At 60.8% G+C, this 11848-nt stretch carries 12 protein-coding genes and 4 tRNA genes; 7 read left to right on the top strand and 9 right to left on the bottom strand.

The features are described 5' to 3' along the window. Window positions 1-103: 103 nt before the first annotated feature. Window positions 104-1504, bottom strand: a complete 1401-nt coding sequence (locus BM70_RS0114130) for an O-antigen ligase (RefSeq protein ID WP_025856603.1) — start codon at window positions 1502-1504, stop codon at window positions 104-106. A 35-nt stretch (window positions 1505-1539) separates the two neighbouring features. Continuing rightward, entirely contained in the window at window positions 1540-1953 is a 414-nt protein-coding gene (locus tag BM70_RS0114125) for a pilin (RefSeq protein WP_025856602.1), read from the bottom strand. Between the two features lie 202 nt (window positions 1954-2155). Between BM70_RS0114125 and BM70_RS0114120 the strand changes: the two genes are divergently transcribed. The 4 genes from BM70_RS0114120 to yacG are packed head-to-tail and all read left to right on the top strand — an operon-like array spanning window position 2156 to window position 5044. Then, window positions 2156-3364 (top strand): type II secretion system F family protein, encoded by a 1209-nt coding sequence (locus tag BM70_RS0114120; RefSeq protein WP_025856601.1) that lies wholly within the window; start codon window positions 2156-2158, stop codon window positions 3362-3364. Further along, a complete protein-coding gene (locus BM70_RS0114115) occupies window positions 3361-4227 on the top strand; it encodes an A24 family peptidase (protein ID WP_025856600.1) in 867 nt (288 codons plus the stop codon). The genes BM70_RS0114120 and BM70_RS0114115 overlap by 4 nt, the downstream gene beginning before the upstream one ends. Next, window positions 4224-4847, top strand: coding sequence for a dephospho-CoA kinase (gene coaE, locus BM70_RS0114110; RefSeq protein WP_025856599.1), 624 nt, complete (start codon window positions 4224-4226; stop codon window positions 4845-4847). The genes BM70_RS0114115 and coaE overlap by 4 nt, the downstream gene beginning before the upstream one ends. Beyond that, window positions 4844-5044, top strand: coding sequence for a DNA gyrase inhibitor YacG (gene yacG / locus BM70_RS0114105; protein ID WP_025856598.1), 201 nt, complete (start codon window positions 4844-4846; stop codon window positions 5042-5044). The genes coaE and yacG overlap by 4 nt, the downstream gene beginning before the upstream one ends. On the opposite strand, the gene BM70_RS0114100 is transcribed toward yacG, so the two are convergent. Both BM70_RS0114100 and BM70_RS0114095 read right to left on the bottom strand, forming a co-directional pair. Then, complete coding sequence (locus BM70_RS0114100) at window positions 5041-5256, bottom strand: hypothetical protein (RefSeq protein ID WP_025856597.1); 216 nt, start codon at window positions 5254-5256, stop codon at window positions 5041-5043. The genes yacG and BM70_RS0114100 overlap by 4 nt on opposite strands. Before the next feature lie 75 nt (window positions 5257-5331). Then, a complete protein-coding gene (locus BM70_RS0114095; RefSeq protein WP_025856596.1) occupies window positions 5332-6021 on the bottom strand; it encodes an energy-coupling factor ABC transporter permease in 690 nt (229 codons plus the stop codon). 103 nt (window positions 6022-6124) lie between these two features. Between BM70_RS0114095 and BM70_RS0114090 the strand changes: the two genes are divergently transcribed. Genes BM70_RS0114090 through BM70_RS0114080 form a run of 3 tightly spaced genes read left to right on the top strand, consistent with a single transcriptional unit; the run spans window position 6125 to window position 8341 of the window. Continuing rightward, window positions 6125-6754 (top strand): DUF1780 domain-containing protein, encoded by a 630-nt coding sequence (locus BM70_RS0114090; RefSeq protein ID WP_010213242.1) that lies wholly within the window; start codon window positions 6125-6127, stop codon window positions 6752-6754. Between the two features lie 54 nt (window positions 6755-6808). Continuing rightward, window positions 6809-6982: a DUF3094 family protein gene (locus tag BM70_RS31265; protein ID WP_016976295.1), complete on the top strand. Its 174-nt coding sequence runs from the start codon at window positions 6809-6811 to the stop codon at window positions 6980-6982. Window positions 6983-7042: 60 nt separating this feature from the next. Continuing rightward, entirely contained in the window at window positions 7043-8341 is a 1299-nt protein-coding gene (locus tag BM70_RS0114080) for an NAD(P)/FAD-dependent oxidoreductase (RefSeq protein ID WP_025856595.1), read from the top strand. Window positions 8342-8509: 168 nt separating this feature from the next. Here BM70_RS0114080 and BM70_RS0114075 read toward each other — a convergent pair. The 5 genes from BM70_RS0114075 to clpB form a co-directional block, all read right to left on the bottom strand. Continuing rightward, a tRNA-Pro gene (locus BM70_RS0114075) sits at window positions 8510-8586 on the bottom strand. 93 nt (window positions 8587-8679) lie between these two features. Further along, a tRNA-Lys gene (locus tag BM70_RS0114070) sits at window positions 8680-8755 on the bottom strand. Window positions 8756-8760: 5 nt separating this feature from the next. Beyond that, window positions 8761-8837: transfer RNA gene (locus BM70_RS0114065), tRNA-Pro, on the bottom strand. A 9-nt stretch (window positions 8838-8846) separates the two neighbouring features. Then, a tRNA-Asn gene (locus BM70_RS0114060) sits at window positions 8847-8922 on the bottom strand. Between the two features lie 301 nt (window positions 8923-9223). Next, a complete protein-coding gene (gene clpB / locus BM70_RS0114055; protein WP_025856594.1) occupies window positions 9224-11788 on the bottom strand; it encodes an ATP-dependent chaperone ClpB in 2565 nt (854 codons plus the stop codon). Window positions 11789-11848 lie beyond the last annotated feature (60 nt).

The following is an 11848-nucleotide window of genomic DNA, read 5'->3' as shown; positions in this document are numbered from 1 at the left end:
AACCTGCGACCTTCGCGTTACGAGTGCGCTGCTCTACCGGCTGAGCTACACGGGCGGTGGGCTAAAGCTAGCACCGCATCGGGAGTCCGGCAACTTGCCGCCGTCAGCGAGCAATCACACCCTGGGCCCAGAAGCGTGGTTGCAGCAAGCCACCCTGGCTGCCCAAGTACTGCTGCTGGGCTTGCGTGATGTGCGGGACGTCACGCGCGGCAATCACGACCAACAGACCAACGGCCAGCACACTCAGGGCTTTCCAGGCACCCCAGGCCAATGGCAGCTCGGCGGTTACCGGGGTTCGCCATACATGCAGCGCCATCAACCAGCCCACCACCAGCGCCAGCCAGACTTGAGAGTTGGGCATCACAATCACGCCATCGACCATGGACTGCACCAACGCCCCCACCAGCGCCGCAAACAGGCAGAGCCGCATCAGGTCGGCACGCTCGGCGCACAGCGCACGCCCACGCAGCAATCCGAAGGTGGCCCAACCACCTCGCCACGCCAGAACCGCAACGCACAATGCCGAGGGCACACCCCATTCACTGGCCCATTGCAGGATGGCCTGGTGCGGGTGCGCGGCAATCTTATTGGCGATGTCGGCAAAATGCATCGGTCCGAAACCCAGCCATGGCCGCTCGACGAGCATATGCCAGGCCTGCCACCAGATCGGACCGCGCCCCGACAGGGAGGTAGTGAGGCGATCGCTGGCGCCATTGAGGATCTGGATCCCCAGGCAGTCCGCCAGCACCGTAAACACCAGCCAGTACAGCAACAGCCCGCCGAGTACTGCGGCCAGTTGCCAACCCAACCAGCGCCGGCCCCAGGGTCCCAGCGCCGCCAGTACCACGCCCGCCGCGCCCATGCCAAGCCAGGTGCCGCGCGTGCCGCCACCAATCGCGATCAGCCACCACCCGCACAGCAACGCAAACACTGCGCCTTTGAGCGAGCGAGAGAGCGTTGGGATCAGTAAGGGGAGTGCCAGCAGCGGCAAGGTGAACGTCTGGAATTGACCGTAGAAACGTTTGTTGGAAAAGCCAGCCAGCAGCAAGTCAGGGTCCAGCGTCCGCTCGGCGCTGGTGAATGCAAGCGCGCCCGCATACACGTATTGAATCGACTTGATCAGGCACAGCAGCACCACCACCATGATCAAGGCTCGATCCAAAGGCTCGCCGCCGTGACGACGCAGCCAGGCGAACGCCACGGCAATCGCCCCGCCGCTGACAAACAACGCCACTTCGGTAAACGCCCAGAGCGGCTGGTGAGCCAACGCGGATGACACCAGGCCCAACCCGATAATCAGCGCCAGGCCAAGGGCGGTGGGACGGTCCACCAGCTGCGCCGCGCGAGTGACCGACAGCCCATACAGCACCGCGCAGAGCCCGATGGAAATTTGCATCGCCCGCTGCAAATCGTGCCCACTGAACGGTGCACAGATCCCGACGACCAGCAGGCACACCACTGCTACCAGAAAAACACTGCCGCGCTGCTGCAAGGATAACGCCATCGGCCACCTCAACTTCCCTGTGGATGGTTTAGCAGTTATACGCCGTCGGCGCCGCAGCCTTTGGCGACATATTTGGCCTCAGCGGTTGTGGTGCACTTCCAACCGGTGGCGGCATTGCGCGTCAGGCTGATGCTCTTGCCCAACACGGGTGCCGGCGCGTCGAGTATTTCGCACGTGATGGCACCTGCGCCCGTGGCGACATCCCCGGCCACTTCGATCTTGCAATTGGCTGTCGGGCTGGTGCCGCCGATCAATGCCAGGGTCGGTACGGTGCCCTGGTTGAGGGTGTCTTCGTACCCGGCCTTCAACGCGGTGATTTCAGCCAGGCCGGCGGTGAACTTGGCCTTGGCCTGGTGGGTGGTGTACATGGGCAGGCCGATGGTGGCCAAAATGCCGATGATTGCCACGACGATCAACAGCTCGATCAGGGTAAAACCTTTTTGACGTATCACATTCACTCTCCAGGATAGAACTCATGACAAGGCGCATCCTGCGCCCCGTGTTGTGCAGCGGCGCCAGTGTACTCATCTGCAGGCGGTCGATCGCGCACAAGACGCACATTCTGACATTTTATCCTCCGCTACCGGCCTGCCCGAATCCGTCAGCTGACTAAGCTATAAATCTTCGACGACCTCTGTGCGGAACCGTGACATGGACAACGCTGCAACGCTCTACGCCTGGGAAGGCATCAACCGCAAAGGACGCCGGGTGTCCGGGCAAACCACCGGGCACACCCTTGCTCTGGTCAAGGCGCAGTTACGCCGGCAAGGCATCAGCCCGGGGCGTGTACGCAAGAAGTCCGCGGTGCTGCCGAGCCTCGCATCGGCGATCAGGCCGGCCGACATTACCCTGCTCACCCGCCAGCTGGCCACGCTGCTGAAGGCCGGCATTCCTCTTCTGCAGGCCTTCGACATCATCGCCGAAGGTTTCGATGACCGCGCCGTGCGCGAGCTGGTGCAAGGCTTGAAACAGGCGATCGCCGCTGGCACCAGTCTTGCCGAAGCACTGCGCAAGCAACCTCGCTATTTCGACGCGCTGTACTGCAACCTGGTGGCCGCCGGCGAACAGGCCGGAGCGCTGGAAACCTTGCTGGAACGTGTTGCGATACACCGAGAAAAGAGCGAGCAGCTAAAGGCCAGGATCAAAAAAGCCATGACCTATCCGCTCACCGTCCTGGTGGTCGCCAGCGTCGTTACCGGCGTATTGCTGGTCCACGTCGTGCCACAATTCCAGACGCTGTTCGCCGGGGTCGACGGCGAACTGCCTGGTTTCACCTTGCAGGTCATCGCCCTTTCCGAGTTCATGCAGAAAGCCTGGTGGGTCGTGGCGCTGGGTATTCTTGCGGGAGGCCTGGGGCTGCGCGAAGCGTATCGATGCTTAGCGGATTTCCGTCTATGGCTGGACAGCTGTTTGTTGAAAACGCCCCTGGCAGGCAAACTGCTGAGCAAATCCGCCGTGGCCCGCTACGCCCGCACGCTGTCCACCACGTTTGCCGCCGGCGTCCCGTTGGTGCAGGCGCTGGACTCTGTGGCCGGTGCCGTCGGTTCCGATCCCTTCAGACAGGCAATCGAACAGATGCGACGCGACGTAGCGACGGGCATGCAATTGAATCAATCCATGGCCGCCAGCGGCCTGTTCCCCGGCATGGCAATCCAGATGACGGCCATCGGCGAAGAGTCCGGCACGCTGGATCGCATGCTGGAAAAGGTTGCCCACCATTACGAGGCGGATGTGGATAATTGTGTCGATAACCTCACCAGCCTGATGGAGCCGCTGATCATGGTGGTATTAGGAGGCATCGTCGGCGCGCTGGTGATTGCCATGTACCTGCCGGTCTTCCAATTGGGGAGTGCGTTTTGAGCCTGCTGCTGGCTGACTCCCCCTGGGCGTTTGTTGCGATGGCGACAGTACTCGGGCTGATCGTCGGCAGTTTTCTCAACGTAGTGGTGTGGCGCCTGCCGAAAATGCTCGAACGGGAATGGCGCGCTCAGGCCCATGAGGTGCTCGGCTTGCCCGCTGAACCTGCCGGGCCGACCTGCAATCTGATGCACCCCAATTCCTGCTGCCCGCACTGCAATCATCCGATACGCCCGTGGGAAAATATCCCACTGCTCAGTTACCTGTTTCTGCGAGGCCGCTGTGCCCATTGCCAAGGTGCGATCAGCGCCCGTTATCCACTCACTGAACTGGCGTGCGCGCTGATCTCAGCCTGGGTAGCCTGGCATTTCGGCTTTGGCTGGCAAGCGGGCGCGGTGCTGGTGTTGAGCTGGGGGTTGCTGGCAATGAGCCTGATCGATGCAGACCATCAGCTGTTGCCGGATGTGCTGGTGATGCCGCTGCTGTGGCTGGGGCTGATCGTCAACGGGTTCGGCCTGCTGACGACACTGTCCGATGCCCTGTGGGGCGCGGTGATCGGGTACATGAGCCTGTGGAGCGTCTTCTGGCTGTTCAAGCTGGTCACCGGCAAGGACGGCATGGGCCACGGCGACTTCAAGCTGCTGGCGCTGCTCGGTGCCTGGGGCGGCTGGCAGATCCTGCCGCTGACGCTGTTGATGTCGTCGCTGGTCGGTGTGTTCGTGGGCTTGATCCTGATGCGCCTGCACAAGGTCCAGGCGTCGGCACCGATGCCATTTGGTCCGTATCTGGCGATTGCCGGCTGGATTGCATTGCTCTGGGGTGGTCAAATAACCGACTTCTATTTGCAGTCTGTCGGTTTCAGATGACCACTTCTGTTGCAACACCCTGGATTCTTGGCCTCACCGGCGGCATCGGCAGCGGTAAAAGCGCGGCGGCCCAGCACTTTATCGACCTGGGCATCGACCTGGTGGACGCCGACCACGCTGCCCGCTGGGTGGTCGAGCCTGGTCGGCCGGCGCTGGCGCGTATCGCCGAGCACTTTGGTGCCGGCGTGCTGCAGCCGGACGGCCAGTTGGACCGAGGCGCATTGCGCAAGCTGATCTTTGAAGTTCCCGAAGAGCGCCGCTGGCTCGAAGCCTTGTTGCACCCGTTGATTGGCGAGGAGATTCGCAGCCACCTGGCGCGCGCGAAGTCACCCTACGCGATATTGGTGTCGCCGCTGCTGATCGAATCAGGCCAGTACAGCATGACCCAGCGCATCCTGGTGATCGATGTGCCGCAATCGCTGCAGATTCAGCGTACCCTGCAGCGCGACGGCATCAACGAACAACAGGTACACGCGATTCTCAAGGCCCAGTCCAGCCGAGACGATCGCCTGAACCATGCCGATGACGTGCTGGTCAACGACCGGGACCTCGCCTGGCTGCACAGCGAGGTCGAACGACTGCATCACTTTTACCTTACTTTGCGTGGAGGCCGATCATGAGCCAACCCTTGACCGTCGACTGCCCAACCTGCGGTGCACCCGTGGAATGGAAAGCGACCAACCTCAACCGGCCGTTCTGCTCGGAGCGCTGCAAACTCATCGACCTGGGCGCCTGGGCCGCTGAAGAACACAAGATCCCCGTCGCCCCGGATGCCGAAGACGAGCTATTTTCCGAAGACCTGCAGCCGCGCCACTAAGGGCGCATAAAAGCGTATTCCTGCTGGTCGTCGAGGTTCTCTGCAAGGTATTGCAGCTCGTCGGCCAGGTCTTCAAAGGTGCGCACACCCTTGCTTTGCTGCACCACCGCGCTGAGCATGGCACGTAGAGTCAAGCCGGGGTCGAATCCGATTTCCTGTGCCGCGTCCTGGCTTCTGCGCAACTCCTGCCGTGCCCACTCATACACACTCATGATCCGTGCTCCCGCCTTGCCTGGAAAAATTTCGCAGAGCATGGGCCTGCTCGGCTGGGCGGGATTTGATCTGGGTCAACGCTGTGAATCGTCATCCTTCCAGGGGGCCGACAGGTAGCGAGTACGGTTGAAGGTCTCCAGCCATTCCGGGCAGAACACCACCAGGGCGCTGATGACCATGCCGTTGATGAAGGCTTCGGGAAAGATGATCAGCCACAGGTAGCCGACGAAATCTTCCAGCCATTCCGGCATGGCGAAACGGCCGTCGAACCATAACAGGCCCAGCCCGACCAACAGACAGAGCAAAGCCGACAGCGCGGCTGCGAAAAAGCCGGAGCAGAAGATATACACAAAGGGGTTGCGCGGTTGCGCACGCTCGACCAGCAACGCGCAGGCTTCGGTGACCAGCACCGGCAACGCGACAAGCAGCAGGCCGTTGACGCCCAGGGCCGCGAGGTCCTGGCGCCCCAGCGCCATCAATCCCAACTGGGCGGCAAAGCCACCGACAATTGCGAGAGGCCAATCCAGCAGCAGGGTCACGGCGGTCATACCGATGAAGTGGTAGGACACGCCGGTATCGAAATCCCGCCGCACCAGCCACAGCATGAACAACGCGAACACGGTGCCGAACAGCAAATGCTGGCGGCGCCGGTCGGCGAACAACTCGACCCACGGCGAACGCAGGATCGCCCACAGTACCAGCGGCGCATACAACAGCCAGCCGATGCCCATTGTTGTCGGCGCCAACATGGCGGCACTGATCACGGCTGCACTCCCCTGCGTCGAATATTGCTCGGATGATCAGTCTACACCGACGTTTCACAGGGGTACTTCCTGCGGTCATCATTTGGGCGCTAAGCTGCTAGCTATGGATGACTCAGATTACTTGCGCCTGCTCACTGTAGCGGCCGAACAAGCCAACGCATTCTTGTCCAATGCCCGCAAATGGGAGCGTGAGCGTTGGGTCTGCCAGCGCCTGCTGCAAGGCTTGAACGTGCCCTACCGTGCAGAGGAATTCCACGCCGCCGGGCAAGAGCCGCCGGACGTGCTGTTTCGCGATGCCAGCTTCGAGGTGTTTTTTGTGCTGGACGAGGGCCGCCGCCTGAATGACGAGTGGCGCGACGAGTTGCTGCGCCGACGCAGCGCGTTCTCCCTGAGCCAACTGGTACGACGGGAGGCCAAGCCGCGACGCATCCCGGCGCATGAGTTCCTGCTGCGCCTGGCGCCCACGCTGCGCAAGAAGGCCCATAACTACAAAGAGCGCGGGATGGATCTGGGGGAGCTGGATATCGTCGCCTTCACCAGCCTCAAGCGCGAAGTGCTCGACCTCAACAGCCACTTCCCGCCGCCGACGGAATACCTGCGCCAGGGCTGGCGCTCGCTGTCGCTGGTGGGGCCTACCTTTGCACGGGTGTTGTTCGCCCACCCGGACGCGCCGGATTTCTTGCGCAACAACCTGGGCCGCAGCATAGTGTTCGACGTGGGCATCAGCCTCTGAGGCCCCGCACTGTAACGTGGCGCCCTTTTGCAACGTCTACCTGACGAGGCCTTTATGACCAGCCGCCTGAACCCCGATGACCAACAGCATGTCGAAGAGTACCTGCAACTCTCCCAGAATCGAGTCGAGCGCAAGCCTTTCCGGCCGTGGCTGCTCCTTGGTGTGGTGCTGGTAGTGGTGATCGGCCTGGGCCTGCTGAGCCGACTTTTGAGTTACCTGACGCTATGAGCTGCCTGGCGCTCGCGGGGGTAACTGCTCCGATTTCTTTTAGCCTTGCGAGATATCCCCATGACCCATCGTATTATTATCGTCGGCGGCGGCGCCGGCGGCCTGGAGTTGGCTACCCGCCTGGGTAAGACTCTGGGCAAGCGCGGCACCGCCAGCATCACGCTGGTGGACGCCAACCTGACCCATATCTGGAAGCCCTTGCTGCACGAAGTGGCGGCCGGTTCGCTGAATTCTTCGGAAGACGAACTCAACTACGTCGCCCAGGCCAAATGGAACCACTTCGAGTTCCAACTGGGCCGCATGAGCGGGCTCGACCGTGAGCAGAAGAAGATCCAGCTGGCCGCCACCCTCGACGAAGAAGGCCGTGAGTTGGTACCCGCGCGCGTGCTGGGCTATGACAGCCTGGTGATCGCGGTCGGCAGTACCACCAACGACTTCGGCACCGAAGGCGCTGCGCAGCACTGCTTGTTCCTCGACACCCGCAAACAGGCCGAGCGCTTCCACCAGCAACTGCTCAACCACTACCTGCGCGCCCATGCCGGGCAGACGGATGAGGTGGAAAAAATCAGCGTCGCCATCGTCGGTGCCGGTGCCACCGGGGTCGAACTGGCCGCCGAGCTGCATAACGCCGCGCACGAGCTGGCCGCCTATGGCCTGGACCGCATCAAGCCGGAAAACATGCACATCACCCTGATCGAAGCCGGCCCACGGGTACTGCCTGCCCTGCCGGAGCGTATTGGGGTGCCTGTGCATAAGACCCTGGAGAAGCTTGGGGTGACGGTGCTGACCAACTCGGCGGTCAGCGAAGTGACTGCCGATGCGCTGATCACCAGCAGCGGCCAGGTCATCCCTGCCAGTCTCAAGGTGTGGGCGGCCGGGATTCGCGCCCCTGGCTTCCTCAAGGATATCGATGGCCTGGAAACCAACCGCATCAATCAACTGCAGGTATTGCCGACACTGCAAACCACCCGCGATGAGAACATCTTCGCCTTTGGCGACTGCGCTGCCTGCCCACAACCGGGTACCGACCGCAACGTACCGCCGCGGGCCCAGGCGGCTCACCAGCAGGCATCGTTGCTGGCCAAGTCGCTGAAGCTGCGCATCGAAGGCAAGGACCTGCCGAGCTACAAGTACACCGACTACGGCTCGTTGATCTCGCTGTCGCGGTTCTCGGCGGTGGGTAACTTGATGGGCAACCTCACCGGCAGCGTGATGCTGGAAGGCTGGTTGGCGCGGATGTTCTACGTGTCGCTGTACCGCATGCACCAGATGGCGCTGTACGGGTTCTTCCGCACGGCGATGCTGATGCTGGGGAGCAAGATTGGCCGGGGCACCGAGCCACGCCTCAAGCTTCACTGACAACGCCCCCTCTGTAGGAGCCCGGCTTGCCGGCGAAGGCGACCTTGAGATCACCAATATCTCGCTGACGTCATCGCCGGCAAGCCGGCTCCTAAAGGGGCCGGTAGCGCATGATGAAATGGCGGACAAAAAAAATCCCCGTATCTTTCGATACGGGGATTTTTAATATGGTCGGGGTAAGGGGATTCGAACTCCTGACATCCTGCTCCCAAAGCAGGCGCGCTACCGGACTGCGCTATACCCCGGTAAAAAAAGGCGACCTCTCAGTCGCCTTCTTCGATCAGCGCTTTTGGCCTCTGATCTTAAGATTCGATTCCAGCGTTAACTGGTCTCAAAAATGGTGGGTCGTGTGGGATTCGAACCTACGACCAATTGGTTAAAAGCCAACTGCTCTACCAACTGAGCTAACGACCCAAATATGGTCGGGGTAGGGGGATTCGAACTCCCGACATCCTGCTCCCAAAGCAGGCGCGCTACCGGACTGCGCTATACCCCGATTTGAAATTGGCTCCGTGACCAGGACTCGAACCTGGGACCCAATGATTAACAGTCATTTGCTCTACCGACTGAGCTATCACGGAACTACATATTTCAAATTACAACTTTTACTGCGTACTACCTTCTCTTCGACTTGTCCGTATCGCTACGTTCATGTGTCTGAGGCGCGCTATTCTACAATCTTAAAAACCCCTGTCAACCCTTTAAATTGCTTTTAAGACAATGATTTGCGCTTGTTTCTGATTTCTTCTTGGGGAGAAGAAACCTGTGGGCTGACGTTGCTGCGGGGCGCACTTTACAAGCCTTTGCCTTACAGTTCAACGCCCTATCGAAAAAAAAGGCCCCGCAACGCGGGGCCTTCTCTTATCGCCATACAGGCCGGGCTCAGTGGAAGACGATTTCGTCGTTTTCCACAGTCGCCGTGACGCTGGTGCCTGGCATAAAGCTGCCCGACAGGATCAACTGGGCCAGCGGGTTCTCGATCCAGCGCTGGATCGCACGTTTCAACGGCCGTGCGCCATACACCGGGTCGTAACCCACCGCGATCAGCTTGTCCAACGCCTCGCGGCTCAGTTCCAGCGACAACTCGCGCTCTGCCAGACGGCCGCGCAGGCGACCCAGCTGGATCTCGGTAATGCCCGCGATCTGATCCCGTGCCAACGGTTCGAAGATCACCACTTCGTCGACCCGGTTGATGAATTCCGGGCGGAAGTGCGAGGTCAGTGCATCCATCACCGCCGCACGCTGGGCCTCACGATCACCCACCAGTTCCTGGATCTGCGCCGAGCCCAGGTTGGATGTCATCACGATCACCGTATTGCGGAAGTCCACCGTACGGCCGTGGCTGTCGGTCAGACGGCCATCTTCCAGCACTTGCAGCAGGATGTTGAACACATCCGGGTGCGCCTTCTCGACCTCATCCAGCAGGATCACCGAGTAAGGCTTACGCCGCACGGCTTCTGTGAGGTAACCACCCTCCTCGTAGCCCACGTAGCCTGGTGGCGCACCGATCAGGCGAGCCACGGAGTGTTTCTCCATGAACTCGGACATATCGATCCGCACCATGGCCTCTTCGGTATCAAAGAGGAACTCGGCCAAGGCCTTGCACAGCTCGGTCTTACCCACGCCGGTCGGACCTAGGAACATGAACGAGCCGCTCGGGCGGTTCGGGTCGGACAACCCGGCCCGCGAACGCCGTACCGCGTTGGACACTGCCACCACGGCCTCTTCCTGGCCAATCACACGCTGGTGCAACAGGTGTTCCATTTTCAGCAGCTTGTCGCGCTCGCCTTCGAGCATTTTCGACACGGGAATACCGGTCCACTTCGAGACGACTTCGGCAATCTCTTCCTCGGTCACCTTGCTGCGCAGCAACTGGTTCTCAGGCTTGCCGTGCTGGTCGACCATCTGCAGGCTGCGCTCCAGGTCCGGGATCACCCCGTACTGCAACTCGGCCATGCGGTTCAGATCGCCTTTACGGCGGGCAGCTTCCAGCTCCTGGCGCGACTGCTCGATCTTCTGCTGGATCTGCGCAGAACCCTGTACTTCGGCTTTTTCCGAGGTCCAGATTTCTTCCAGGTCCGAATACTCGCGTTCCAGGCGGACGATTTCTTCCTGGAGTTTCTCCAGGCGTTTCTTCGCCGCCTCGTCTTCTTCTTTCTTCAGGGCCTGGGACTCGACTTTCAGTTGAATCAGGCGCCGATCCAGACGGTCGAGCACTTCCGGCTTGGAGTCGATCTCCATGCGGATACGGCTGGCCGCTTCGTCGATCAAGTCGATGGCTTTGTCGGGCAGTTGACGGTCGGTGATATAGCGATGGCTCAATTTGGCCGCCGCAATGATCGCGCCGTCGGTGATCGCCACTTTGTGGTGGACCTCATAGCGCTCTTTCAAGCCACGCAGGATCGCGATGGTGTCCTCTTCGCTCGGTTCTTCTACCAGCACTTTCTGGAAGCGACGCTCAAGGGCCGCATCCTTTTCAATGTACTGGCGGTATTCGTTGAGCGTGGTAGCACCGACGCAGTGCAGCTCACCCCGCGCCAAAGCAGGCTTGAGCATATTGCCAGCATCCATGGAACCTTCGCCCTTGCCGGCGCCGACCATGGTGTGCAGTTCGTCGATGAACAGGATGATCTGCCCTTCCTGCTTCGACAGCTCGTTGAGCAGGGATTTCAGGCGCTCTTCGAACTCACCACGGAACTTGGCACCCGCGATCAGGGAGCCCATGTCCAGGGACAGCAGGCGCTTGCCTTTGAGGCCGTCCGGCACTTCACCATTGATGATGCGCTGGGCCAGGCCTTCGGCAATCGCGGTTTTACCCACGCCAGGTTCGCCGATCAGCACCGGGTTGTTCTTGGTACGACGTTGCAGCACCTGGATGGTGCGACGGATTTCATCGTCACGGCCGATCACCGGGTCAAGCTTGCCCTCTTCGGCACGCTTGGTCAGGTCGACGGTGTATTTATCCAGGGCCTGACGCGACTCCTCATGGTTGGGGTCGTTCACCGCGTCGCCGCCACGCAGGTTGTTGATGGCGTTTTCCAGGGCTTTCTTGCTCACGCCCTGGCCCAGCAACAACTTGCCGAGCTTGCTGTTCTCGTCCATGGCGGCGAGCAGCACCAGTTCGCTGGAGATGAACTGGTCGCCTTTCTGCTGGGCCAGACGGTCGGCCTGGTTAAGCAGGCGCGCCAGATCCTGCGACATATTCACGTCGCCGGTCGGGTTTTGGATTTTCGGCAATTGGTCGAGCTCTTTGCTCAACTCCTTGCGCAGGCTGTTGACGTCGAAGCCCACCTGCATCAGCAAGGGCTTGATAGAACCACCTTGCTGTTCCAGGAGCGCCTGCATCAAGTGCGCAGGCTCGATGGCCGGGTGGTCGAGACCCACCGCCAAGGATTGAGAGTCAGACAGTGCCAACTGCAATTTGCTGGTTAAACGATCAATACGCATTAGTCACCTTCCTTTTGAGCAGGCCGGAGCTAGTAAACACATCCTGAATGAAGAAACCTG

It is taken from the genome of Pseudomonas sp. CHM02 (genome assembly GCF_000612585.1).
Classification (GTDB): domain Bacteria; phylum Pseudomonadota; class Gammaproteobacteria; order Pseudomonadales; family Pseudomonadaceae; genus Aquipseudomonas.
Note: the sequence above shows the minus strand (reverse complement) of the source record. Positions and strands in the feature narration are given on the sequence as shown.

Bases quoted from the DNA above. Each gene is read 5' to 3' on its own strand.
- BM70_RS0114120 (WP_025856601.1), top strand. From the start codon at position 2,156: ATGGACAACGCTGCAACGCTCTACGCCTGGGAAGGCATCAACCGCAAA.
- clpB (WP_025856594.1), bottom strand. From the start codon at position 11,788: ATGCGTATTGATCGTTTAACCAGCAAATTGCAGTTGGCACTGTCTGAC.
- coaE (WP_025856599.1), top strand. From the start codon at position 4,224: ATGACCACTTCTGTTGCAACACCCTGGATTCTTGGCCTCACCGGCGGC.
- BM70_RS0114090 (WP_010213242.1), top strand. From the start codon at position 6,125: ATGGATGACTCAGATTACTTGCGCCTGCTCACTGTAGCGGCCGAACAA.
- yacG (WP_025856598.1), top strand. From the start codon at position 4,844: ATGAGCCAACCCTTGACCGTCGACTGCCCAACCTGCGGTGCACCCGTG.
- BM70_RS0114100 (WP_025856597.1), bottom strand. From the start codon at position 5,256: ATGAGTGTGTATGAGTGGGCACGGCAGGAGTTGCGCAGAAGCCAGGAC.
- BM70_RS0114130 (WP_025856603.1), bottom strand. From the start codon at position 1,504: ATGGCGTTATCCTTGCAGCAGCGCGGCAGTGTTTTTCTGGTAGCAGTG.
- BM70_RS0114080 (WP_025856595.1), top strand. From the start codon at position 7,043: ATGACCCATCGTATTATTATCGTCGGCGGCGGCGCCGGCGGCCTGGAG.
- BM70_RS31265 (WP_016976295.1), top strand. From the start codon at position 6,809: ATGACCAGCCGCCTGAACCCCGATGACCAACAGCATGTCGAAGAGTAC.